Origin of the sequence: Klebsiella sp. 10 (assembly GCF_018223925.1) — a bacterium.
Lineage (GTDB): Bacteria > Pseudomonadota > Gammaproteobacteria > Enterobacterales > Enterobacteriaceae > Klebsiella > Klebsiella pneumoniae.
The window spans coordinates 102,237-125,677 of record NZ_JAGRRB010000019.1 but is presented as its reverse complement, the minus strand read 5'-3'; the positions used below and the strand labels follow the sequence as shown (position 1 = coordinate 125,677).

Annotated in this window: 24 protein-coding genes and 1 other annotated feature; of the genes, 11 read left to right on the top strand and 13 right to left on the bottom strand. The window is 49.1% G+C overall.

Annotation, left to right across the window (positions count from 1 at the left end):
* The first annotated feature begins 1,012 nt into the window (after positions 1–1,012).
* The 7 genes from rfbA (at position 1,013) to KHQ26_RS22165 (ending at position 8,938) form a co-directional block, all read left to right on the top strand.
* On the top strand, positions 1,013–1,780 hold the full coding sequence (rfbA, locus tag KHQ26_RS22195) for an O-antigen export ABC transporter permease RfbA (RefSeq protein WP_002912373.1): 768 nt from the start codon (positions 1,013–1,015) through the stop codon (positions 1,778–1,780).
* The gene (gene rfbB, locus KHQ26_RS22190) at positions 1,780–2,520 is read left to right on the top strand and encodes an O-antigen export ABC transporter ATP-binding protein RfbB (RefSeq protein ID WP_002912371.1); all 741 of its coding nucleotides are present in this window, start codon (positions 1,780–1,782) and stop codon (positions 2,518–2,520) included. The genes rfbA and rfbB overlap by 1 nt, the downstream gene beginning before the upstream one ends.
* Positions 2,521–2,535: 15 nt before the next feature.
* Positions 2,536–4,431 (top strand): DUF4422 domain-containing protein, encoded by a 1,896-nt coding sequence (locus tag KHQ26_RS22185; protein ID WP_020804132.1) that lies wholly within the window; start codon positions 2,536–2,538, stop codon positions 4,429–4,431.
* Between the two features lie 15 nt (positions 4,432–4,446).
* A complete protein-coding gene (gene rfbD / locus KHQ26_RS22180) occupies positions 4,447–5,601 on the top strand; it encodes a UDP-galactopyranose mutase (protein WP_023284018.1) in 1,155 nt (384 codons plus the stop codon).
* Positions 5,598–6,491: a glycosyltransferase gene (locus tag KHQ26_RS22175; RefSeq protein WP_020804134.1), complete on the top strand. Its 894-nt coding sequence runs from the start codon at positions 5,598–5,600 to the stop codon at positions 6,489–6,491. Before rfbD ends, KHQ26_RS22175 begins: the two co-directional genes overlap by 4 nt.
* Positions 6,492–7,634, top strand: coding sequence for a glycosyltransferase family 4 protein (locus KHQ26_RS22170; RefSeq protein WP_072201154.1), 1,143 nt, complete (start codon positions 6,492–6,494; stop codon positions 7,632–7,634).
* 95 nt (positions 7,635–7,729) lie between these two features.
* Positions 7,730–8,938, top strand: a complete 1,209-nt coding sequence (locus tag KHQ26_RS22165; RefSeq protein WP_020804126.1) for a glycosyltransferase family 2 protein — start codon at positions 7,730–7,732, stop codon at positions 8,936–8,938.
* A gap of 69 nt (positions 8,939–9,007) precedes the next feature.
* Here KHQ26_RS22165 and KHQ26_RS22160 read toward each other — a convergent pair whose 3' ends face one another.
* The 12 genes from KHQ26_RS22160 to hisL all read right to left on the bottom strand — a co-directional run bounded on the left by KHQ26_RS22160 (position 9,008) and on the right by hisL (position 19,257).
* Positions 9,008–10,468 carry a glucosyl transferase GtrII family protein gene (locus KHQ26_RS22160; protein ID WP_211777950.1) on the bottom strand — a complete coding sequence of 487 codons (1,461 nt, stop codon included), beginning with the start codon at positions 10,466–10,468 and terminating at the stop codon, positions 9,008–9,010.
* A 1-nt stretch (position 10,469) separates the two neighbouring features.
* Positions 10,470–11,450 carry a glycosyltransferase family 2 protein gene (locus KHQ26_RS22155; RefSeq protein ID WP_020804145.1) on the bottom strand — a complete coding sequence of 327 codons (981 nt, stop codon included), beginning with the start codon at positions 11,448–11,450 and terminating at the stop codon, positions 10,470–10,472.
* Positions 11,447–11,824, bottom strand: a complete 378-nt coding sequence (locus tag KHQ26_RS22150) for a GtrA family protein (protein ID WP_004198893.1) — start codon at positions 11,822–11,824, stop codon at positions 11,447–11,449. The genes KHQ26_RS22155 and KHQ26_RS22150 overlap by 4 nt, the downstream gene beginning before the upstream one ends.
* A gap of 193 nt (positions 11,825–12,017) precedes the next feature.
* Complete coding sequence (gene hisIE, locus KHQ26_RS22145) at positions 12,018–12,617, bottom strand: bifunctional phosphoribosyl-AMP cyclohydrolase/phosphoribosyl-ATP diphosphatase HisIE (protein ID WP_004144136.1); 600 nt, start codon at positions 12,615–12,617, stop codon at positions 12,018–12,020.
* Positions 12,611–13,387 carry an imidazole glycerol phosphate synthase subunit HisF gene (hisF, locus tag KHQ26_RS22140; protein WP_004180497.1) on the bottom strand — a complete coding sequence of 259 codons (777 nt, stop codon included), beginning with the start codon at positions 13,385–13,387 and terminating at the stop codon, positions 12,611–12,613. Before hisF ends, hisIE begins: the two co-directional genes overlap by 7 nt.
* A complete protein-coding gene (gene hisA, locus KHQ26_RS22135) occupies positions 13,369–14,106 on the bottom strand; it encodes a 1-(5-phosphoribosyl)-5-[(5-phosphoribosylamino)methylideneamino]imidazole-4-carboxamide isomerase (protein WP_004175272.1) in 738 nt (245 codons plus the stop codon). Before hisA ends, hisF begins: the two co-directional genes overlap by 19 nt.
* A complete protein-coding gene (gene hisH, locus KHQ26_RS22130) occupies positions 14,106–14,696 on the bottom strand; it encodes an imidazole glycerol phosphate synthase subunit HisH (protein ID WP_020804123.1) in 591 nt (196 codons plus the stop codon). Before hisH ends, hisA begins: the two co-directional genes overlap by 1 nt.
* Positions 14,696–15,763, bottom strand: coding sequence for a bifunctional histidinol-phosphatase/imidazoleglycerol-phosphate dehydratase HisB (gene hisB / locus KHQ26_RS22125; RefSeq protein WP_016529437.1), 1,068 nt, complete (start codon positions 15,761–15,763; stop codon positions 14,696–14,698). Before hisB ends, hisH begins: the two co-directional genes overlap by 1 nt.
* Positions 15,760–16,821 (bottom strand): histidinol-phosphate transaminase, encoded by a 1,062-nt coding sequence (gene hisC, locus KHQ26_RS22120; protein ID WP_020804148.1) that lies wholly within the window; start codon positions 16,819–16,821, stop codon positions 15,760–15,762. Before hisC ends, hisB begins: the two co-directional genes overlap by 4 nt.
* The gene (gene hisD / locus KHQ26_RS22115; RefSeq protein WP_023287820.1) at positions 16,818–18,122 is read right to left on the bottom strand and encodes a histidinol dehydrogenase; all 1,305 of its coding nucleotides are present in this window, start codon (positions 18,120–18,122) and stop codon (positions 16,818–16,820) included. The genes hisC and hisD overlap by 4 nt, the downstream gene beginning before the upstream one ends.
* Before the next feature lie 39 nt (positions 18,123–18,161).
* On the bottom strand, positions 18,162–19,061 hold the full coding sequence (hisG, locus tag KHQ26_RS22110; protein WP_002912152.1) for an ATP phosphoribosyltransferase: 900 nt from the start codon (positions 19,059–19,061) through the stop codon (positions 18,162–18,164).
* Between the two features lie 47 nt (positions 19,062–19,108).
* Positions 19,109–19,231: a sequence feature (His leader region), on the bottom strand.
* Positions 19,207–19,257: a his operon leader peptide gene (gene hisL, locus KHQ26_RS22105; RefSeq protein ID WP_004899375.1), complete on the bottom strand. Its 51-nt coding sequence runs from the start codon at positions 19,255–19,257 to the stop codon at positions 19,207–19,209. It overlaps the preceding feature by 25 nt.
* Positions 19,258–19,433: 176 nt before the next feature.
* On the opposite strand from hisL, the gene KHQ26_RS22100 reads away from it, so the two are divergent.
* The 4 genes from KHQ26_RS22100 to plaP all read left to right on the top strand — a co-directional run bounded on the left by KHQ26_RS22100 (position 19,434) and on the right by plaP (position 22,835).
* Entirely contained in the window at positions 19,434–20,258 is an 825-nt protein-coding gene (locus tag KHQ26_RS22100; protein WP_019724960.1) for an SDR family oxidoreductase, read from the top strand.
* Positions 20,259–20,296: 38 nt separating this feature from the next.
* Positions 20,297–21,187 (top strand): LysR family transcriptional regulator, encoded by an 891-nt coding sequence (locus tag KHQ26_RS22095; protein ID WP_004184781.1) that lies wholly within the window; start codon positions 20,297–20,299, stop codon positions 21,185–21,187.
* Between the two features lie 237 nt (positions 21,188–21,424).
* Entirely contained in the window at positions 21,425–21,487 is a 63-nt protein-coding gene (gene yoeI, locus KHQ26_RS26340; RefSeq protein ID WP_096335043.1) for a membrane protein YoeI, read from the top strand.
* The gene (gene plaP / locus KHQ26_RS22085) at positions 21,477–22,835 is read left to right on the top strand and encodes a putrescine/proton symporter PlaP (RefSeq protein ID WP_004148994.1); all 1,359 of its coding nucleotides are present in this window, start codon (positions 21,477–21,479) and stop codon (positions 22,833–22,835) included. Before yoeI ends, plaP begins: the two co-directional genes overlap by 11 nt.
* Positions 22,836–23,017: 182 nt before the next feature.
* On the opposite strand, the gene KHQ26_RS22080 is transcribed toward plaP, so the two are convergent.
* Positions 23,018–23,329 (bottom strand): ArsR/SmtB family transcription factor, encoded by a 312-nt coding sequence (locus KHQ26_RS22080; protein ID WP_002912109.1) that lies wholly within the window; start codon positions 23,327–23,329, stop codon positions 23,018–23,020.
* Between the last annotated feature and the right edge of the window lie 112 nt (positions 23,330–23,441).

Sequence of the window (23,441 nt, the reverse complement as noted above, 5' to 3'; positions counted from 1 at the left end):
TACATAAGTGCCGATTTTACACTGGCTTGCGGTTGGGATCACTTGGTTTACCATGACAAGATATGCAAGTACCTGTAAACAGCGGCGTCAGAGAGTAAATGTCATGTAATTAATTATCATTCGCGAAAGACATTAAGACATTCAGAAGTTGAAAATGATATAAAAACCAATATAAACAATGGGTTATGTGTTTGCTTCGGTTTTATCGAGTATTACGAGGTTTAGACGCGGTCTGGTCTCGTAGAGTAAAGATGGTTACTTTAGTTTGCCCGGTGTGTTTGTTTGCCGAGAGCTCATTTAGCGATAATGCCATGATATCGTCTAAAGTGTGTCCATTTTTACATTGAAAAAGCCATGCACCGGATTTTTACTTTAATTCCTTACTTGCAGAGTTATAATACGCTGCCGTTCTATTTAGCAGACTTAGGTATTGCTTGATAAATCATCACCAAAAGTTGTTATTAATATGCAAGAAATTATTTCAGAATTTCATGCTGTCCTTAGATGGTTCTTTTGCATGTAAGGGCGTGATGAGCAGGCGAGGGGAGTGCTACGCCAGGCATGCTGCTTGCGGAAATGAGAAAGTCCTGATAGCTAACGGAGAAGGGAAACGCCAGAGTAAAGCCTTTTTGCAGCTAAGGTAACGAGATGCATGGCTGTACTGAACAGTAATGCCATCTGCAGTGCGGTTTGAACGGATGTGAGTGCTAAAAACTCGGTGGATCACGCATTTTGGTTGCGATAGCCAATGGCGGTAGCGTGGAAGAAAACACCAGGTGATTTTTTAATTTATTGAATTAAAAGGATTTTTATCGTTTATGTCTGGGGTGTTGCTTGCGCTTCCGTTCAAATCAATGGTTGCAGTCGATGAATGGCAGCTGACCTGATAAACTTTGCCCGCAGCACAAAGCAGTCAGTTTCTCGATTGTTGAGCCTGACAGGATCGGCGAGGTAGACCTGGTATGACTAACTCATTCAGTGGATATTTGCAGAATAATTTATGAGTATAAAGATGAAGTACAATTTAGGGTATTTATTTGATTTACTTGTTGTGATAACAAATAAAGATCTAAAAGTGCGCTATAAGAGCAGCATGCTAGGTTATTTATGGTCAGTAGCAAATCCATTGCTTTTTGCCATGATTTATTATTTTATATTTAAGCTGGTAATGAGAGTACAAATTCCAAATTATACAGTTTTCCTCATTACCGGCTTGTTTCCGTGGCAATGGTTTGCCAGTTCGGCCACTAACTCATTATTTTCATTCATCGCTAACGCTCAAATTATCAAGAAGACAGTTTTTCCCCGGTCCGTGATTCCGCTAAGTAATGTGATGATGGAAGGGTTGCATTTTCTTTGCACCATCCCGGTTATTGTTGTCTTTCTTTTTGTTTATGGCATGACGCCGTCCTTGTCCTGGGTTTGGGGTATACCTCTCATTGCTATTGGCCAGGTGATTTTCACCTTTGGTGTTTCAATCATCTTTTCAACGCTGAACCTGTTTTTCCGTGACCTGGAGCGCTTTGTCAGTCTGGGGATTATGCTGATGTTTTATTGTACGCCGATTTTATATGCGTCTGATATGATTCCGGAAAAATTTAGCTGGATAATTACCTACAATCCACTAGCGAGTATGATTCTTAGTTGGCGTGATTTATTCATGAATGGGACTCTTAATTATGAGTATATTTCTATACTCTATTTTACGGGAATCATTTTGACGGTTGTCGGTTTGTCTATTTTCAATAAATTAAAATATCGATTTGCAGAGATCTTGTAATGCACCCAGTTATTAACTTCAGTCATGTTACAAAAGAGTATCCTCTGTACCATCATATTGGCTCAGGAATCAAAGATTTAATTTTCCATCCGAAACGTGCTTTTCAGTTGCTGAAGGGGCGGAAATATTTAGCTATCGAAGACGTATCCTTTACAGTTGGCAAAGGTGAGGCTGTTGCCCTGATTGGACGTAATGGGGCAGGAAAGAGTACCTCGCTTGGCCTGGTTGCCGGCGTGATTAAGCCAACTAAGGGAACCGTCACCACTGAAGGACGGGTGGCATCGATGCTTGAACTCGGCGGAGGATTTCATCCGGAACTTACCGGGCGTGAGAATATTTACCTGAATGCTACTCTGCTGGGCCTTCGACGTAAAGAGGTCCAACAACGTATGGAACGTATTATTGAATTTTCGGAACTGGGAGAATTCATCGACGAGCCCATCAGAGTATATTCAAGCGGAATGCTAGCTAAGTTAGGTTTTTCGGTCATCAGTCAGGTTGAACCGGATATTTTAATTATTGATGAAGTTCTGGCAGTAGGTGATATCGCTTTTCAGGCTAAATGTATTCAGACCATCAGAGATTTTAAGAAAAGAGGCGTGACGATACTGTTTGTTAGCCACAATATGAGTGACGTTGAAAAAATCTGCGATAGAGTCATCTGGATCGAAAATCATAGACTCAGAGAAGTGGGATCTGCAGATCGAATTATTGAACTGTACAAGCAAGCAATGGCTTAATCATTGGGTAATATAATGAACAATAGCGTTAAAATCTATACCAGCCACCATAAGCCTAGTGCTTTTCTTAATGCTGCAATTATCAAACCTCTGCATGTCGGCAAAGCAAATTCTTATAATGAAATTGGTTGCCCAGGAGATGACACTGGCGATAATATTTCCTTTAAGAATCCGTTTTATTGCGAACTAACTGCGCATTATTGGGTTTGGAAAAACGAAGAGCTAGCCGACTATGTCGGTTTTATGCACTATCGCCGTCATCTTAATTTTTCTGAAAAACAAACTTTTTCTGAGGATACCTGGGGGGTAGTGAACCATCCATGCATTGATGAAGAATATGAGAAGATCTTTGGATTAAACGAAGAAACAATTCAACGGTGTGTCGAAGGTATTGATATCTTGCTGCCCAAAAAATGGTCTGTCACTGCGGCGGGAAGTAAAAATAATTACGATCACTATGAACGGGGTGAATACTTACACATTCGAGATTATCAGGCTGCCATTGCCATCGTTGAAAAACTATATCCAGAGTATAGTACAGCAATAAAAACGTTTAATGATGCCAGTGATGGCTATTACACAAATATGTTTGTTATGCGCAAAGATATTTTTGTTGACTATTCTGAGTGGCTCTTTTCCATTCTGGATAATCTCGAAGATGCCATCTCGATGAACAATTATAATGCCCAGGAAAAACGCGTTATTGGGCATATAGCTGAACGGCTGTTTAATATTTACATAATTAAGCTGCAACAAGATGGTGAGCTTAAGGTAAAAGAATTACAGCGTACCTTTGTCAGCAATGAAACATTCAATGGTGCACTGAATCCAGTTTTTGATTCTGCGGTTCCAGTGGTTATCAGTTTCGATGATAATTACGCAATCAGCGGTGGCGCATTAATTAATTCCATTATCCGACATGCGGACAAAAATAAAAATTATGATATCGTCGTACTCGAAAACAAAGTTAGCTATTTGAATAAAACGCGGTTGGTAAATCTAACCTCTGCTCATCCGAATATTTCTCTTCGTTTTTTTGACGTTAATGCCTTCACTGAAATTAACGGTGTGCATACCCGAGCGCATTTTAGCGCATCAACGTATGCCCGTCTTTTTATTCCTCAACTGTTCAGACGATACGATAAAGTCGTATTTATTGATTCGGATACCGTTGTAAAGGCTGACCTGGGTCAACTGCTTGATATCCCTCTGGGCAATAATTTAGTTGCTGCGGTTAAGGATATCGTCATGGAAGGTTTTGTAAAATTTTCTGCAATGTCGGCATCAGATGATGGCGTTATGCCGGCAGGCGAATATTTACAGAAAACCTTAAACATGAATAACCCTGATGAATATTTTCAGGCAGGGATTATTGTTTTTAATGTCAAAAAAATGGTCGAAGAAAATACTTTTGCTGAATTGATGCGGGTATTAAAGGCAAAGAAATACTGGTTCCTCGACCAGGATATCATGAATAAAGTATTCTACTCTCGAGTCACATTTCTGCCATTAGAGTGGAACGTTTATCATGGTAATGGCAACACGGATGATTTCTTCCCTAATCTTAAGTTTGCAACGTATATGAAATTTTTAGCAGCTCGCAAGAAGCCTAAAATGATTCATTATGCGGGTGAGAACAAACCATGGAATACCGAAAAAGTCGATTTTTATGACGACTTTATTGAGAACATCGTTAACACTCCATGGGAGATGGAAATCTATAAACGTCAGATGTCGTTAGCGGCTTCGATTGGTTTAACCCATAGCGAGCCGCAACAACAAATCTTGTTCCAGACCAAAATCAAGAACGTACTGATGCCTTATGTTAATAAATATGCACCAATAGGCACCTCAAGAAGAAACATGATGACTAAATATTATTACAAAGTACGCCGTGCAATTCTTGGATAATAAAAGAGACAACAGATGAAAAGTAAAAAAATATTGATCGTAGGTGCTGGCTTCTCTGGTGCAGTTATCGGTCGCCAACTTGCTGAGAAGGGACATCAAGTCCACATTATCGATCAGCGTGATCATATTGGGGGAAATTCCTATGATGCACGGGACTCTGAAACGAATGTGATGGTACATGTTTATGGACCCCATATTTTCCATACTGACAATGAAACAGTGTGGAACTATGTCAATAAGCATGCAGAGATGATGCCCTATGTGAACCGGGTTAAAGCGACAGTTAATGGTCAGGTATTTTCCCTACCTATTAATTTGCATACTATCAATCAGTTTTTCTCAAAAACTTGTTCGCCTGATGAGGCCAGAGCGCTCATTGCTGAGAAAGGGGACAGCACTATTGCTGATCCACAAACTTTTGAAGAGCAAGCGTTACGCTTTATTGGTAAAGAGTTATATGAGGCCTTTTTTAAAGGATATACGATTAAACAGTGGGGGATGCAACCCTCGGAACTGCCCGCATCTATTCTTAAACGTCTTCCTGTTCGTTTTAACTATGATGATAATTATTTTAACCACAAATTTCAGGGCATGCCGAAATGTGGTTATACGCAGATGATTAAGTCCATTCTCAATCATGAGAATATCAAGGTTGACTTACAGCGGGAATTTATCGTTGAAGAGCGAACTCATTACGATCACGTATTCTATAGCGGTCCATTAGATGCGTTTTATGGCTACCAATATGGCCGTCTGGGCTATCGAACATTAGATTTTAAAAAGTTTACCTATCAGGGTGATTACCAGGGCTGCGCAGTGATGAACTATTGTTCTGTTGATGTCCCCTATACTCGCATCACTGAACATAAATATTTTTCTCCCTGGGAACAACACGACGGCTCTGTTTGTTATAAAGAGTATAGCCGTGCTTGCGAAGAAAATGATATTCCTTACTATCCTATTCGTCAGATGGGAGAAATGGCTCTTCTTGAAAAATATTTGTCACTGGCCGAGAATGAAACCAATATCACTTTTGTCGGTCGTCTTGGAACCTACCGTTACCTTGATATGGATGTGACCATCGCCGAAGCATTGAAAACGGCAGAAGTCTATTTAAATTCACTCACTGAAAATCAGCCAATGCCTGTGTTTACGGTTTCTGTACGATGAAATATACGGCATTGATAGTGACATTCAATCGGCTCGGTAAACTGAAAAAAACCGTTGAAGAGACCCTCAAACTTGAATTCACTAATATTGTTATTGTCAATAACGGGTCCACGGATGGGACCCAAGCCTGGCTTTCGTCAATTGTTGATACACGAGTCATTGTATTAACCCTCACCGAGAATACCGGTGGGGCGGGGGGCTTTAAAACCGGTAGTCAGTATATCTGTGAACAGCTGGCAAGTGATTGGGTATTTTTCTACGATGACGATGCTTACCCCTATCCAGACACGTTGAAGTCCTTTTCACAGATGGAAAAGCGGGGATGTCGGGTATTTAGTGGACTGGTGAAAGATCCGCAAGGAAAACCGTGTCCGATGAATATGCCGTTCTCGCGTGTACCAACCTCCCTTGGCGACACTGTACGCTATTTACGCTACCCTGGAGAATTTATCCCGGCAGCTAATCGTTCTATGTTCGTACAAACGGTTTCATTTGTAGGGATGGTCATACATCGTGATCTGCTCACGACCAGTCTTGACCACATTCATGAACAGCTCTTTATCTACTTTGATGATCTTTACTTTGGCTATCAGCTATCATTAGCTGGTGAGCAAATTATGTATAGCCCGGAGTTGCTTTTTTATCATGATGTGAGTATTCAGGGCAAACTTATTGCACCTGAATGGAAGGTTTACTATCTATGCCGTAATTTGATCCTGTCGAAGAAAATATTCCAGAAAAATGCCGTGTATAGCAATTCAGCGATAGCGATACGCATCCTAAAATATATATTAATCCTGCCATGGCAACGTCAAAAATATTCCTATATGAAATTTATTCTTCGTGGAATTTCACATGGCATAAAAGGTATTAGTGGTAAGTATCATTAAGTGGGCATAGCAATGAGAAAACTGTGTTATTTCATAAATTCGGATTGGTACTTCGATTTACACTGGATCGATCGTGCCATCGCCTCCCGTGATGCAGGTTATGAGATTCACATCATCAGCCATTTTATTGATGACAACATAATAAATAAATTCAAAACATTCGGCTTTATTTGCCATAATGTTACTCTTGATGCTCAATCTTTTAATGCATTAGTTTTCTTTCGTACTTACCATGATGTGCAAAAAATTATTAAAAATATAAAACCGGATCTCTTGCATTGCATCACTATCAAGCCATGTTTGATTGGTGGTGTGCTCGCGAAGAAATTTAATCTGCCGGTCATCGTAAGTTTTGTTGGGCTTGGAAGAGTATTTTCTTCAGACAGCATGCCTTTAAAATTATTACGGCAGTTTACTATTGCTGCATATAAATATATTTCCAGTAATAAGCGCTGTATATTTATGTTTGAACATGACCGTGACAGAAAAAAACTGGCTAAGTTGGTTGGACTCGAAGAACAACAGACTATTGTTATTGATGGTGCAGGCATTAATCCAGAGATATACAAATATTCTCTTGAACAGGATCACGATGTCCCTGTTGTATTGTTTGCCAGCCGTATGTTGTGGAGTAAAGGACTGGGCGACTTAATTGAAGCGAAGAAAATATTACGCAGTAAGAATATTCACTTTACTTTGAATGTTGCTGGAATTCTGGTCGAAAATGATAAAGATGCAATTTCCCTTCAGGTCATTGAAAATTGGCATCAGCAAGGATTAATTAACTGGTTAGGTCGTTCGAATAACGTTTGCGATCTTATTGAGCAATCAAATATCGTTGCTTTGCCGTCAGTTTATTCTGAAGGTGTTCCGCGAATTCTTCTGGAAGCATCTTCTGTGGGTCGCGCTTGTATTGCTTATGATGTTGGTGGTTGTGATAGCCTTATTATTGATAACGATAATGGAATTATTGTTAAAAGCAATTCACCTGAAGAGCTGGCTGATAAACTTGCCTTTTTGCTTAGCAATCCTAAAGCACGCGTTGAAATGGGTATTAAGGGGAGGAAACGTATACAAGATAAATTTTCTAGTGTTATGATTATCGATAAAACATTGCAAATATATCATGATGTAGTTCGATGATGTGTAAGTTTCACATTTATTATTGCGAAAAACCTTCATATTGATAATAGTAATGTTTATATAATGTAATTCAATTTACTACTAATGGTATTTTTATGACTCATGAAAAAAGTGATATAATTGTTTCGGTCGTTATTCCTGTTTACAACGCCGAAGGGTATATTGCAGATACTCTAAAAAACATTGTTTCACAGTCATTGTATGAAATTGAAATTATAATAATCAATGATCATTCGAGTGATAATACATTAGATATCCTTAAGGAGATTGCATCCGGCGATGAAAGAATACGAATTATTGATAACGCTGTAAATATTGGAGCTGGCATATCACGTAATATAGGTCTTTCAGAAGCAAAGGGAGAATATATAATATTTCTTGATGATGATGATTATGTCGATACGAACATGTTGAAGCACATGTCTGATTGTGCGGAGCTATCAGGGGCAGATATCGTTGTATGCAGAAGCCGCTCATTTAATCTACAATCTCTCCAGTATGCTCCAATGCCAGATTCAATTCGAAAAGATTTATTACCTGAAAAAGCAGTTTTCTCGCCTGGAGATATTGAGCGAGACTTTTTCAGGGCATTTATATGGTGGCCATGGGACAAATTATTCCGACGTGAATTTATTATTCAGCACTCGTTGAGCTACCAAGATTTAAGAACATCAAATGATCTGTTTTTTGTGTGTGCATCTATGCTTAGTGCCGAAAAGGTAACTATTCTTGATGAAATATTGATTGCTCATACGATTAATCGAAAAACATCATTGTCTTCAACTCGCTCCGTTTCCTATCATTGCGCACTTGATGCTCTTGTTGCTCTAAGGGATTTTCTTTTTAAAAATGGCATGATGCAAAAGCGACAAAGGGATTTTTATAATTACATTGTCGTATTCCTTGAGTGGCACTTAAATACGCTATCGGGTGAAGCCTTTAATAAACTGTTTCAAGATGTCAAATTATTCATCAGCAGTTTTGATATCAATAATGAAGACTTTTATGATGAGTTTATTCTTTCTGCTTATCGACGAATCGCTGATATGTCTGCTGAAGAGTATCTTTTTTCTTTAAAAGATCGGGTTCTTAATGAATTAGAGGATGCCCAACGAAATATTTTGACCTTACAAAACGAAGTTGAGGAGATAAAACAGCAGCTTCAACAAAAGGACGAAATGATTGCTTCTATGAATAGGGAGAATTTAGCTATTAAAGCAGATAATAAAATTCTCGAAAATTACAATGAAGAACTAAAGACTGTTCAAACAAAGTTTCTTAAACTACTCTCAAGCAAAGACTAGTATTTAAAAGCGTATTTTATGGTTACTGTAATAGTGCCCCCATAAAAAATGAGGGCGGCACAGAAATTACTAATAATTTATCGTTGACCTTCGCATTGCATCTGACGTTTTGATAACCATACAATCATCAATACATCGATTGGTCTCAGAAATTATAATGTTGTTAGATAGTTTGAAATTAAATCCTTTCATAATTCTGATCTCTTCAGCCATACCTTTGAGCGCCCAGGGCGCTGCTAATGAAATATTCCCAAACTCATCATATCTCTGTGTTTTTGTAAAGGCATTGTAAGCAGGATCTGTGAGATCGAACATTAATTTTCCTGTGTAATTCTTAGGTATTTTATTAGTTATTTCCGCAGCAAGTGCCTGAATTTCAGAGCGTTGAGGAATAATAAATCCATTTATAATATTATACTGAGCTATTATCATAATTGTTAAAGCGATAAGAGGCCAGACAAATGCTTGCTTAAAAATTCTACTGACAAGGCTATTTATGCCAATAAGAAATAGAGTTGATATAATAAGTTCTAAGGCCACTAACGAGCGGAATGCTGCCCAATTCTCTTTTGTCGCTAAATTTGGAGCGTAAGAACCTATCCCGATCGCTATGACTATGAACGTTTTCCATCTGCCTGATTTTCCCACAAAAATAGTGTATAAGCCGATTAAAATTGCAAGCGAGGAGAACCAAGAATATATTTTTACTGGTTGTATGTTATAGTTATTTACAGCGTTTATTAGTGATTCATTTATGAACCATTTCATCTTTCCACCGATATCTGCGGTTAACTCGGCTCTCGATAATGATTCCCCATATAGCCAGACAGGAAGTACTTTTGACATTATAAAACTGCCTGCAACACCGATAACTAAAATGATAAAACATGTCGCAACTTTTTTCACAGTTAAACTACTTTCTTTTTTTATACAACTATCAAGCATAAAAAAGAATAAGAATGTAATTGCTGTCGGTTGATATATTGCAAATGCCACCCATAAAACAACAATGGATGCTAATTTTTCTGGCAATGACGACCGCTGCTTCGAATGTGGGAAACATTTATTATAACTAATACCTGCCAGCAATACTGAAATAGTGAACGGGAAACATGTTGCCCATGAAGCATAAACTTGAAACGCAGGGAGTAAGCAAATTAACAGCGGAAATATTACTTTGAATACGGGGTTATCAAATATTTTTCTGCTGTCTATGAAGTTGTAAATAAAACCACTTAAGACAACCAGACTTAATATATTAAAAAGCCGCAAATACGAAAATGAAGAAATATCATTAATTAACATTTGTCCATAGTAACGGAACACAGCATAAACGGGACGACCAGATTGAACATCCCACTGAAACGAAGAACCGTTTCTTGTTATAGCATCAAAGAATGTTGACCAGTCGTCTGAAAATGCATATGAAAAGAAAATTACCGGTGAAAATGTTAACATAATCAGAAAGAAATAAAAAATGTAAACGTTTTTTTTATTTCCCTCTGCTAAAGAATTGATCAGATTTTGCATATTATTTTCCATTGCTATCATTACCTACGCTTTCATCAATGAAATATTTAGGTCTATTTTTCGTCTCTATATAAATTTTCCCGACATATTCCCCTATAATACCTAAAGAAAGCATTTGCACACCGCCAAGAAAGAATATAGCGATCATGACTGATGTCCATCCCTCAACTGTAGTACCTGTTATTTTTTGAATTAAAGCATAAATCGCAGCGATGGTAGATATGATGCAAGTTATAAAACCTGTCATAGCTATAATTCGTAACGGTGTAACTGATAATGAGGTAATTCCCTCGAGAGCCAGCGCAAGCATTTTTTTAATTGGATATTTTGATTCACCTGCAATTCTTTCTTCACGGCTATATTGCACCTCGATCGAGGGATATCCCACAAGAGGCACTAATCCACGTAAATATATATTTTGCTCTTTATATTGTTTAAGAGCCTCCAACGCACGATTACTTAATAATCGATAATCTGCATGATTTGGAGTTTGATTTACACCCATGTGGGACATTATTGCGTAAAATGCATTAGCTGTTGTACGTTTAAAAAAAGTGTCACTGTCTCGATTACATCTTACGCCGTATACTATGTCATATCCCTGGCTGTAAGCGTCAATCATTTTTTCGATGCAATTTACATCATCTTGTAGATCCGCATCGATGCTAATGGTTACGTCTGTATCGACCGAGCGTAACCCTGCCATTAAGGCAATTTGATGTCCTTTATTTCTTGATAATTTTATTCCTCGCACATAGTGATAAGCGGTCGAGGCATCTTTAATTTGTGCCCAAGTATTGTCACGACTACCATCATCGACAAACAAAAGATAACTATTGTTGTTAATTTTATTTCTGGCTATCAATGAATTTAGTACATTCGAAAGCTTTTCGAGACAGAAAGGAAAAGCCTCTTGTTCATTATAGCAAGGTACCACAATAGCTAAAGAAGGAGTGCTTTTTATATCAGTTGAGGTTGTCATTTCATCGCCCAGAACTTGTTTAAAATAAAACCTGTGATAGTGTATGTGAACATCCCAAGGATTTGTGCTGAATATATTTTTTCTGGCATAAAAACGAAGAATATTTTTATGACAATGATATTTGCCACATAACAAATGAAGCAAACACATAAAAATTTTATTAGTCTATTGATACTAATTGGTTGCGTAAATGTAAATATTGTGTTTGCTATGAAGCTGAAAACAATACCTACAACATAACCCATCGCATTGGACAGATAAATGCCAAGACCCAAATGCATTAGCAGGAAAATTACAACTGCCGTAATTAGTGTATTGACTATCCCAACTAACCCATATTTCATTAGTTGCCATAATGGGCCTGAACTTGGCATTATATACTCCGCTAGCGTTCCAATTGGATGTTAAAGGCGGCAGCATTCTAACAAACTACATCTGTCATGTGAATCCAATTCACATCTCAAATATTAGGTTGTAAAGGATATTGGGGGAGTATTTCGAGGGCTGCGTGAAGGGTTCATTTAGAAAGAGTAATTAATGGCGGTTTTATAACCGCCATGTCTTATATTACCTATGCCGTGCTCTTAAATTATCAATCACTTCCCCGAGATCCAGCCCCTGGTCCTGCAGCAGCACCAGCAGGTGATACATCAGGTCAGACGCCTCATTCTTCAGCTCGAAGCGGTCGTTCACGGTGGCGGCCAGCGCGGTCTCCACGCCTTCTTCCCCCACTTTCTGCGCAATACGCTTGGTGCCGCTGGCGTACAGCTTTGCCGTGTAGGAGCTCTCCGGGTCGGCGTGTTTACGCTCGGCCAGCAGTTGCTCCAGCTGATAAAGGAACAGCCACTGGTGGCCGGTTTCGCCGAAGCAGCTGGTGGTGCCTTTGTGGCAGGTCGGCCCGATCGGGTTTACCAGCACCAGCAGCGTATCGTTGTCACAGTCCGGCGTGATGCTCACTACATTGAGGACATGGCCCGAGGTTTCACCCTTGGTCCACAGCCGCTGCTTGGTGCGCGAGTAAAAGGTGACCTTGCCGGTGGCTTCGGTTTTCTCCAGCGCCTCCTTGTTCATGTAGCCGTGCATCAGCACTTCGCCGGATACGGCGTGCTGCACGATGGCCGGCATCATGCCGTCCGTTTTTTCCCAGTCCAGCTGTTCAGTCAACATACCCTTATCTCCACGCCCTGTGCCGCCAGGTACGCTTTCAGTTCGCCAATATTAATAATCTGTTTGTGGAATACCGAGGCCGCCAGCGCGCCGTCAACGTCGGCGTCGCGGAAGGCTTCGAGGAAGTGTTCCATAGTGCCCGCGCCGCCGGAGGCGATCAGCGGGACGTGGCACACCGCGCGAACCTTCGCCAGCTGCTGCAGGTCGTAACCGTTGCGCACCCCGTCCTGGTTCATCATATTGAGAACGATCTCGCCTGCGCCGCGCTTCTGCACTTCCTCCACCCAGTCGAGGGTTTCCCACTGCGTCACCCGGGTGCGGCTCTCATCGCCGGTATACTGGTTGACGTGATACTTGCCGGTCTCTGCGTCAAACCAGGTATCAATCCCCACCACGATGCACTGCACGCCAAAGCGGTCGGCAAGGCGGGTGATCAGCGTCGGGTCGGCGAGAGCAGGGGAGTTAATCGAGATCTTATCGGCGCCGAAGGAGAGGATCTGCGCCGCGTCTTCCAGCGACTTGATCCCGCCCGCCACGCAGAAAGGAATATCGATTACTTCCGCCACCCGCGACACCCAGCTCTTGTCGACCACCCGACCGTCGCTGGAGGCGGTGATATCATAGAACACCAGTTCGTCGGCCCCTTCGTCGGCATAGCGCTTGGCCAGCGGGACGATGTCGCCAATGATCTCGTGATTACGGAACTGCACGCCTTTCACTACCTGGCCGTCGCGGACGTCGAGGCAGGGGATTATCCGTTTTGCCAGCATTGAATGGCCTCCGTTACGTTGAATTTACCTTCCAGCAGCGCGCGGCCGACAATCACGCCGCGCACCCCGGTGCCGCGCAGGGCGGCAATATCATTGAGATCGCCGATGCCGCCGGATGACTGAAACGCCACCTGCGGGTAGCGGGCGCAGACTTCCTCGTACAGCGAGACGTTAGAGCCTGCCAGGGTGCCGTCGCGGGAGATATCGGTGCACAGCACGTGCTGCAGGCCGACCGGCAGATAACTTTCCACCAGCTCCTCCAGCGTCACGCCGGAGTTTTCCTGCCAGCCGCTGACCGCCACCTGCTTATTGCCGTCGGCGTCGATACGCACGTCGAGGGCGAGCACCAGCCGTTCTGGGCCAAAGCGTTTGAACCAGCCTTTCACTTCCTCCGGGGATTTCACCGCGGTGGAGCCGACCACCACGCGGGCGACGCCGGCCTCAAGCAGGGCCGCGACATCCGCTTCGGTCCGCACACCGCCGCCAACCTGTACCGGGACGTCAACCCCGGCGACCAGCGATTTCAGCAGCGGGATTTGGCGTTTCGCCGGATCCTTCGCCCCGGTCAGATCGACCAGGTGCAGGACTTCCGCTCCCTGAGCGGCATAGGCCTGCAGGCGCGGCAGCGGATCGCTGCCATAGTCGCGCTGCTGGCCGTAATCGCCCTGATGGAGACGAACGACGGTGCCGTCGATTAAATCTAAAGCAGGAATAATCATCACATCTCCAGGAAGTTTTTCAGCAGCTGCGCCCCGGCGCTCCCGGAGCGCTCCGGGTGAAACTGCACGCCAAAGAAGTTATCTTTCTGCACCGCGGCGGTGAACGCCTCGCCGTAATTGCACTGGGCGATGGTGTACGGGTTGACCGGCATGGCGTAGCTGTGCACGAAGTAGAAATACGCGCCTTCTTCAATGCCGCGGAACAGCCGATCGCCAGCTTTGGCATACACCCGGTTCCAGCCCATGTGCGGCAATGGCAGACCGTGGTCGGTCATCTTCGGCACCTCTTGTTCGATAATGCCCAGCAGATCGACGCCGTTGTTCTCCTCGCTGCGCTTGCCGAGCAGCTGCATGCCCAGGCAAATCCCCAGCACCGGCTGGGTACAGGCTTTGATCAGGTCGATCAGCTCCCGGTCGCGCAGCTGATCCATCGCCGCCTGGGCGGTGCCGACGCCGGGAAGAAACAGTTTATCGGCACGCAATACCACTTCCGGATCGCGGCTGACCACCGGCTCATAGCCGTGGCGGCCAATCGCCGATTTCACCGAATTGAGGTTGGCGCAGCCGGTATCAAGGATCACCACATTCATTACAGCACCCCTTTGGAAGACGGCAGGGCATCGCCCTGGACGCGGATCGCCTGGCGCAGCGTACGGCCAAAGGCTTTGAACAGGCTCTCCACGCGGTGGTGATCGTTCTTACCCTTGGTTTTCAGGTGCAGGGTCACCGCCATGGTGTAGGAGAGCGAGCGGAAGAAGTGTTCCACCATCTCGGTGCTCAGATCGCCGACGCGCTGATAGGTGAAGTCCGCCTTATACTCCAGGTGCGGCCGGCCGGAGATATCCAGCGCGCAGCGGGCGAGACACTCGTCCATCGGCAGCACGAAGCCGAAGCGGTTAATGCCGCGTTTGTCGCCAAGCGCCAGCTTCAGGGCTTCGCCGAGGGCCAGGCCGGTATCCTCCACCGTGTGGTGATCGTCGATGTACAGATCGCCGCCGACGTTAACCTCCATGCGGAAGCCGCCGTGGGTGGCGATTTGGTCGAGCATATGGTCAAAAAAGCCGACGCCGGTGTGGATCTTGCTGCCGCCTTCGCGGTCCAGCCACACTTTCACATCCACCTGGGTCTCTTTGGTGATGCGCTCGACGTGGGCATAGCGGTCGCGACGGGTCAGCTGCTCGCAGATGGTCGGCCAGTCCAGGGTCTCACGGTCATAGCGCAGGCCGGTAATCCCCATGTTATCCGCCAGCTCGAGGTCGGTGGCCCGGTCGCCAATCACATAGCTGTGGGATTTATCCAGCACACCCTCTTCCAGCCACGGCAGCACCAGCTGAGTTTTCGGCTTGCGGCAGGCGCAGTTGTCGCCCGGGAAGTGCGGACAAATCAGCACCTCTTCGAAATTGACGCCCTGCGAGGCGAAAACCTGCATCATCAGGTTGTGCGGGCCATCAAACGCTTCCTGCGGCAGGCTGTCCGTCCCCAGACCATCCTGATTGGTGATCATCACCAGCTTATAGCCTTCCTGCTGCAGCTTAAGCAGCGCCGGGATCACCTGCGGCTCAAACGCCAGCTTGTCGAACCGGTCCACCTGGAAATCCTCCGGTGGTTCGGAAATCAGGGTGCCGTCACGGTCAATAAAGAGATACTTCTGGGTCATACATTCTCCGCAGTCAAGGCGTCAATCACGCGCTGGCTCTCGGCACGGGTACCGATAGTGATACGCAAACAGCCGCTTAATGAAGGTTGTTTATTCTGGTCACGTAAGATAATGCCCTGATCCCACAAAGATTTAAACACCGCGCTGGAGGCGGTTATCCGCGCCAGGATATAGTTGGTCTCGGAATCGAAGACCTGCTCCACGCAGGCGATGCCGCGCAGCTGTTCCACCAGGTAGCGCCGCTCGTCAAGGATCTGCGCCACGCGCTGGCGCATCGCGGCGATCCCCTCCGGGCTCAGGGCCTGGGCGGCGATATCGGCCACCGGCGTGGAGAGCGGGTACGGGGCGATCACTTTCAGCAGCACGTTAATCACCTCGGCGTTGGCGAGGGTGAAGCCGCAGCGCAGGCCGGCGAGGGCGAAGGCTTTGGACAGCGTGCGCAGCACCACCAGGTGCGGATAGTCGCTGAGCCAGCCGGCGAGCGTCGCCTGCGGGCAGAATTCAATATAGGCTTCGTCGGCCACCACGATGGCTTTGCCGCGGGTCATCTCCAGCAGATCGCGCATCGACTGCGGGTCGATAATCTGCCCGGTCGGGTTGTTCGGGCTGCAGACGAAGACCACCTTCACGCCGTCCAGCCGCGCTTCGATGCCCGGCAGGTCGAGCTGCCAGTCGGCCAGCGTCGGCACAGTGCGGCACTCGACGCCGATGGTCTCGGCGCTGACGCTGTACATGCCGTAGGTCGGCGGGCAGTAGAGCACCGCGTCTTCGCCGGGCTCACAGAAGGCGCGGATCAGCAGCTCGATGCCTTCGTCGGCGCCGCGGCTGACCAGCACCTGCTCCGGTTTGACCTCGGCGTAGCGGGCGTAGCTCTCAATCACGGCCTTCGGCTGCGGCTCCGGATAGCGGTTCAGCGTCTGTTCGGTAAGCTGGAAGGCTACGGCGGTAGGGAATTCGTTGGCGTTGAGCCATACGTCGCCTTTGCCGCCCAGCCGGCGAGCGGATTGATACGGGGTCAGCGCGCGGACGTTGGCGCGGGCTAAATCTTCAATGCTCATGCTTGCTCCTTCAGGGCGGCAACGCGCAGCGTTACGGCGTTTTTGTGGGCGTCAAGGCGCTCGGCGGCGGCCAGGATCTCAATCGTTGAGGCGAGGGCGGCAAAGCCGTCGCGCGACAGCTCCTGCACGGTCATCCGCTTCTGGAAGTCGGCCAGGCCGAGGCTTGAGCAGGTGGCGGTATACCCATAGGTCGGCAGGACGTGGTTGGTGCCCGAGGCGTAGTCGCCCGCGGATTCCGGTGACCAGTCGCCAAGGAAAACGGAACCGGCGCTGGTGATGCTGTCCACCAGCTCGCGGGCCTGACGGGTCTGAATGATCAGGTGCTCCGGGCCGTACAGGTTGGAAATAGCCACGCACTGCGCCAGATCGCGGGCCACGATGATCCGGCTGGCGGAGAGCGCCACGCGGGCAGTTTCGGCGCGCGGCAGGGCGGCCAGCTGGCGCTCCACGGCTTCGGCGACGCGGCTGCCCATGTCGGCGTCCGGGGTCAGGAGGATCACCTGCGAGTCCGGGCCGTGTTCCGCCTGCGACAGCAGGTCAGAGGCGACAAAGTCCGGGTTGGCGCCGCTGTCGGCGATGACCAGCACTTCCGACGGGCCGGCCGGCATGTCGATGGCTGCGCCGTCCAGACGCTGGCTGACCTGGCGTTTGGCTTCCGTGACGTAAGCGTTGCCCGGGCCAAAGATTTTATCCACCTTCGGCACCGACTCGGTACCGAGGGCGAGGGCAGCGATGGCCTGGGCGCCGCCGACGTTAAAGATGGTTTTTACGCCGCACAGCTGTGCGGCATAGAGGATCTCATCGGCAATCGGCGGCGGCGAGCAGAGCACCACCTGCTGACAGCCGGCGATGCGCGCCGGCGTCGCCAGCATCAGCACCGTGGAGAACAGCGGCGCCGAGCCACCCGGGATGTACAGCCCGACGGAGGCGATAGGGCGGGTGACCTGCTGGCAGCGCACCCCCGGCAGCGTTTCGACATCCACCGCCTGCAGCTGCTGCGCGTTGTGGAAGGTCTCGATGTTTTTCACCGCCACCGCCATCGCCTGCTTCAGCTCGTCGCTGAGGCGTTCACCGGCGGCGGCGATCTCCGCCTCGCTCACCTGCAGCGCGGCGACGGTGGTTTTATCAAACTTCGCGCTGTATTCGCGCAGCGCCGCGTCGCCGTTGGCTTTGACGTTATCGAGGATCTCCGTCACCGTTTTACTGATGCTGTCGGAGGCGGAAATTGCCGGGCGCGTTAAGAGTTGCTGTTGTTGGTCTGCGCTACAGCCGTTCCAGTCGATGATTGTGTTGAAGCTCATGATTGTATTCCCCTGTGTGTCCTGTGACCGGCTGGCCGATTACTCCATCATTTTCTCAATCGGCAGCACCAGAATGGAGCTGGCGCCCAGCGCCTTCAGTTTTTCCATGGTCTCCCAGAACAGGGTTTCGCTGCTGACCATGTGCATAGCCACGCGCTGCTTGTCGCCTGCCAGCGGCAGAATAGTCGGCCGCTCGGCGCCCGGCAGCAGGGCAACCACTTCTTCCAGGCGTTCGGTCGGGGCGTGCATCATGATGTATTTCGACTCGCGGGCCTGAATCACGCCCTGAATACGGGTCAGCAGGCGGTCAATCAACTGCTGTTTGGCGTCGGCCATTTCGCCGTCGCGCTGGATCAGACAGGCTTTGGAGCGGTAGATCACTTCCACTTCGCGCAGGCCGTTGGCTTCCAGGGTGGCGCCGGTGGAGACGAGGTCGCAGATAGCGTCGGCGAGGCCGGCGCGCGGCGCCACTTCCACGGAGCCGTTCAGCAGACAGGATTTAAAGGAGATACCTTTTTGATCGAGGTAGCGCTTCAGCAGGTGCGGGTAAGAGGTGGCGATACGTTTGCCGTCCAGCGCCGCCGGGCCGTTCCAGGCTTCATCCACCGGAGTCGCCAGCGACAGGCGGCAGCCGCCGAAGTCGAGACGGCGCAGGGTGAAGTAGCGCGGGTCTTCGCCCTGGGCGCGGCGGCTGAGCAGCTCTTCTTCCAGCACGTTTTCGCCGATAATGCCGAGGTCGACAACACCGTCCATCACCAGGCCCGGGATATCGTCATCACGCACGCGCAGAATATCGATTGGCATATTTTCCGCCAGCGCAATCAGACGCTGGGTGTGCAAATTGACTTTAATGCCGCAGCGGCTGAGTAATTCGCGTGAATCTTCGCTTAAACGGCCTGATTTCTGAATAGCTATGCGTAAACGGGTGTTGTCTAACATTGTTCTTTTCCTCTGAATACCTGTCTGAATCTGTCCGAATTTGGTCCAAAAAAAAGCCCCCGGAAGTGAATCTTCCGGGGGCTCTCTGCGCGTTCATGCACCACTGGAAGATCCAAACGTCTTCCAGCACACATCGCCTGAAAGACTAGTCAGGATGATGGTGATGATGGTGGTGTTTAAATTGAACGCGGTTCATAAAAATTCTCTGTGAATGACTATGCATTTGATGTCCTTTAACCTAAACCACTTCCGCCGCAGAAAGCAAGGGCTTTTTTCTATCATTAATTCATTTCATATTGAGCGAAGAAATTGTCAGTTGCCGCTGGCTGGCGTAGCCTGTAATCAGCACAGCGAAAGAGTCAGGAGCCTGGGATGAAAAAGGTCGCGATAGTCGGTTTGGGATGGCTGGGGATGCCGCTGGCGCTGTCGTTGACGGCGCGAGGCTGGCAGGTTACCGGCAGTAAAACTACGCAGGATGGCGTGGAGGCGGCGCGGATGTGCGGGATCGACAGCTATCCGCTGCGCCTGGAGCCGCAGCTGGTCTGTGATACCGAGGACCTCGACGCGCTGATGAACGTCGATGCGCTGGTGATCACCCTGCCGGCCCGGCGTACCGGGGCAGGGGAAGGGTTTTATCTACAGGCGGTGCAGGAGATCGTCGATACCGCGCTGGCGTACCATATTCCGCGGATCGTCTTCACCAGCTCCACCTCGGTGTATGGCAACGTCAACGGTACAGTGAAGGAGAATTCCCCGCGTCTGCCGCAAACCGCCAGCGGACAGGTGCTCAAGGAGCTGGAGGACTGGCTGCACAACCTGCCGGGGACGTCGGTGGATATTCTGCGCCTGGCCGGGCTGGTGGGGCCTTCCCGTCATCCGGGACGTTTTTTCGCCGGCAAGTCGGCGCCGGATGGCCAGCACGTGGTCAATCTGGTGCATTTGCAGGATGTGGTGGCCGCTATCGAACTGCTGCTGCAGGCCCCGAAGGGCGGGCACATCTATAATCTATGTGCGCCCCGCCATCCGGCGCGCGGCCTCTTTTATCCGCAGATGGCCCGCGAGCTCGGTCTGCCGCCGCCGGTGTTCAGCGACAGCCCGGGCGGCGGCCAGGGCAAGATTGTGGATGGCAATCGTATCTGCAATGAGCTGGGGTTTGAGTACCAGTACCCCGATCCGCTGGTGATGCCGATGGAGTGATCCGCCAGCGGTGATTCGCATACCGTAAGGGGGTAGCGATGAAACCACTGCTGGATGTCCTCGTGATCCTGGATGCCCTGGAAAAAGAGGGGAGCTTTGCCGCGGCGTCGGCAAAGCTCTTTAAAACGCCCTCGGCGCTGAGCTACACCATTCACCGCCTGGAAAGCGATCTCAATATTCAGCTGCTCGACCGCAGCGGCCATCGCGCGCGCTTTACCCCCAGCGGACAGATGCTGCTGGAGAAAGGGCGGGAGGTGCTGCATATCGCCCGCGAACTGGAGAACCGGGCGGTTAAGCTGCAGCAGGGGTGGGAGAATAGCCTTCGTCTGGCGGTGGACAGCACCTTTCCCGTGGCGCTGCTCTCGCCGCCAATCGCTGCATTTTATCAACAACAGCCGCTGACCCGGCTGCACTTCACGCTGAACCCCTCCCTGCTGGACTGGCGGCCGCTGACTGACGGGCAGGCCGATCTGCTGCTGGGGGCGCTCGGCGAGCCGCCGCCGCTGAGCGGTTATGACTATCTCCCCCTCGGCGAGCTGGAGCTGCTGCTGGTCGTTGCCCCACAGCATCCGCTGGCGCGACACCGCGCACCGCTAAGCTGGCGAACCCTGCGCCGTTACCGGGCGGTGGCCACTGGCGAGGGCGGGGCGCTACTCAGCGATCAGGAGACCCTGACGGTGTGTGACGCCGCGGGGCAGCTGGCGCTGCTGCGCCTGGGGCTGGGCTGGGGGTGCCTGCCGCGCTATCAGGTGCAGGGTCTGCTGGACAGCGGCGAGCTGGTCTGCATGACCGTGCGCGGGCTGTCGCCTCGTCAACGCGCGTGGATCGCCTGGAATGACGCCACCTGCGGTTTGGCTGGCAAATGGTGGCGGGAAACGCTATTAGCAAATAGTGCTATTTTTACAATTTATCATACGGAAACCGTATAGATATTAGCACGTTAAAAATTATGCTTACGCAATGAACTTCATAACATCTTGTCAACGCCGTTGAATTTGTTGCAAAATATGCGGCCTGAAAACCAGAGACTAGCCGACGCTTTTTTTTAAAGTGTCGGTTATTTTTTTGGTCGAAAGACACATCATTCAATACCAAGAGGCCGGGCTTCGTACCGGATAGATATTTACTAAAAACCGACAGTCGTTGTCGCTGAGGAATAGAAAGAAATGGGGCAATTTTTTGCTTACGCGCTGGCGTTCACCGTAAAAGGGGATAACTATGTCGCATAACGCTACTCCAAATACCTCTCGCGTGGAATTACGTAAAACGCTTACGTTAGTTCCGGTTGTAATGATGGGCCTGGCCTATATGCAGCCGATGACGCTGTTCGATACGTTTGGTATCGTCTCTGGTATGACCGACGGTCACGTGCCGACGGCCTACGCCTTTGCGTTAATCGCTATCCTGTTTACTGCCCTGAGCTATGGCAAGCTGGTACGTCGTTACCCTTCTGCCGGCTCGGCGTATACCTATGCGCAGAAATCCATCAGCCCGACCGTTGGCTTTATGGTGGGTTGGTCCTCGCTGCTCGACTATCTGTTCGCGCCGATGATCAACATTCTGCTGGCGAAAATCTATTTTGAAGCACTGGTGCCTTCGATTCCGTCGTGGGTGTTTGTTATCGCGCTGGTCGCCTTTATGACCGCCTTTAACCTGCGCAGCATTAAATCCGTGGCCAACTTCAACACCGTGATCGTGGTGCTGCAGGTGGTGCTGATCGCCGTTATCCTCGGCATGGTGATTTATGGCGTGTTTGAAGGCGAGGGCGCCGGTACGCTGGCCAGCAGCCGTCCGTTCTGGTCCGGTGACGCGCACGTGATCCCGATGATTACCGGGGCGACGATCCTGTGCTTCTCGTTTACCGGTTTCGACGGCATCAGCAACCTGTCTGAAGAGACCAAAGATGCAGAGCGCGTCATTCCGCGCGCGATCTTCCTGACCGCGCTGATCGGCGGCCTGATCTTCATCTTTGCCACCTACTTCCTGCAGCTGTACTTCCCGGATATCTCGCGCTTTAAAGATCCGGATGCGTCACAGCCGGAAATTATGCTCTACGTGGCAGGTAAAGCCTTCCAGGTTGGCGCGCTGATCTTCTCCACCATCACCGTACTGGCGTCCGGTATGGCGGCGCACGCTGGCGTGGCGCGTCTGATGTACGTGATGGGCCGCGACGGCGTGTTCCCGAAAAGCTTCTTCGGCTACGTGCACCCGACCTGGCGCACTCCGGCGATGAACATCATCCTGGTCGGCGCGATTGCGCTGCTGGCGATTAACTTCGACCTGGTGATGGCGACGGCACTGATTAACTTTGGTGCGCTGGTGGCGTTTACCTTCGTAAACCTGTCGGTGATTTCCCAGTTCTGGATCCGTGAGAAACGCAACAAGACGCTGAAAGACCACTTCCAGTATCTGTTCCTGCCGATGTGCGGCGCCCTGACCGTTGGCGCGCTGTGGGTCAACCTGGAAGAGAGCTCGATGATTCTGGGCCTGATCTGGGCCGGTATCGGTCTGGTCTATCTGGCCTGCGTGACCAAAAGCTTCCGCAACCCGGTGCCGCAGTACGAAGACGTGGCGTAAGGCGTAGCGTGATGTGATTGAGAAAAGCCGGAGGGAAACCTCCGGCTTTTTTTTCGTTTGGCTCGGTGCGATATCTTTTGCCCGGCGGCGCTGCGCTTGCGCGGGCCTACGGTGATGGTTAACCTTCTGAAATTTAATGGTTATGTAGGCCGGGTAAGCGAAGCGCCACCCGGCAGAAGAGCTTATCCTGCCTGCACCATAACTTTCAGCAGCGTATCCAGCAGGCCGGGAAAACGGGCGTCCAGATCTTCCCGGCGCAGCGAAATCATGTTCTCCCGTCCTTGAGGCCGTTGCCAGATCACACCGCTGTCGCGCAGGACGCGCCAGTGGTGGGTCATGGTGGACTTGGCCACCTCCTCCTGGCGCAGGGCGTTGCAGCTCAGCTCGCTGCCGTCGGCCAGCGTACGAATGATCTCCAGTCGCAGCGGGTTTCCGAGCGCGGAAAGGACATTTTCCAGGCGAATTTGTTCTCGTTCGGGGTGATTGGCGATCATAATAATCCTGTGTCGGCGGTGGCGCGGCGCATCGCAGCCGCAGCCCATATCGGCGGCTGGCGGCTACTATACCCAAACTCCGGTTCTGATACCACGCGCGCCGCCGCAACCT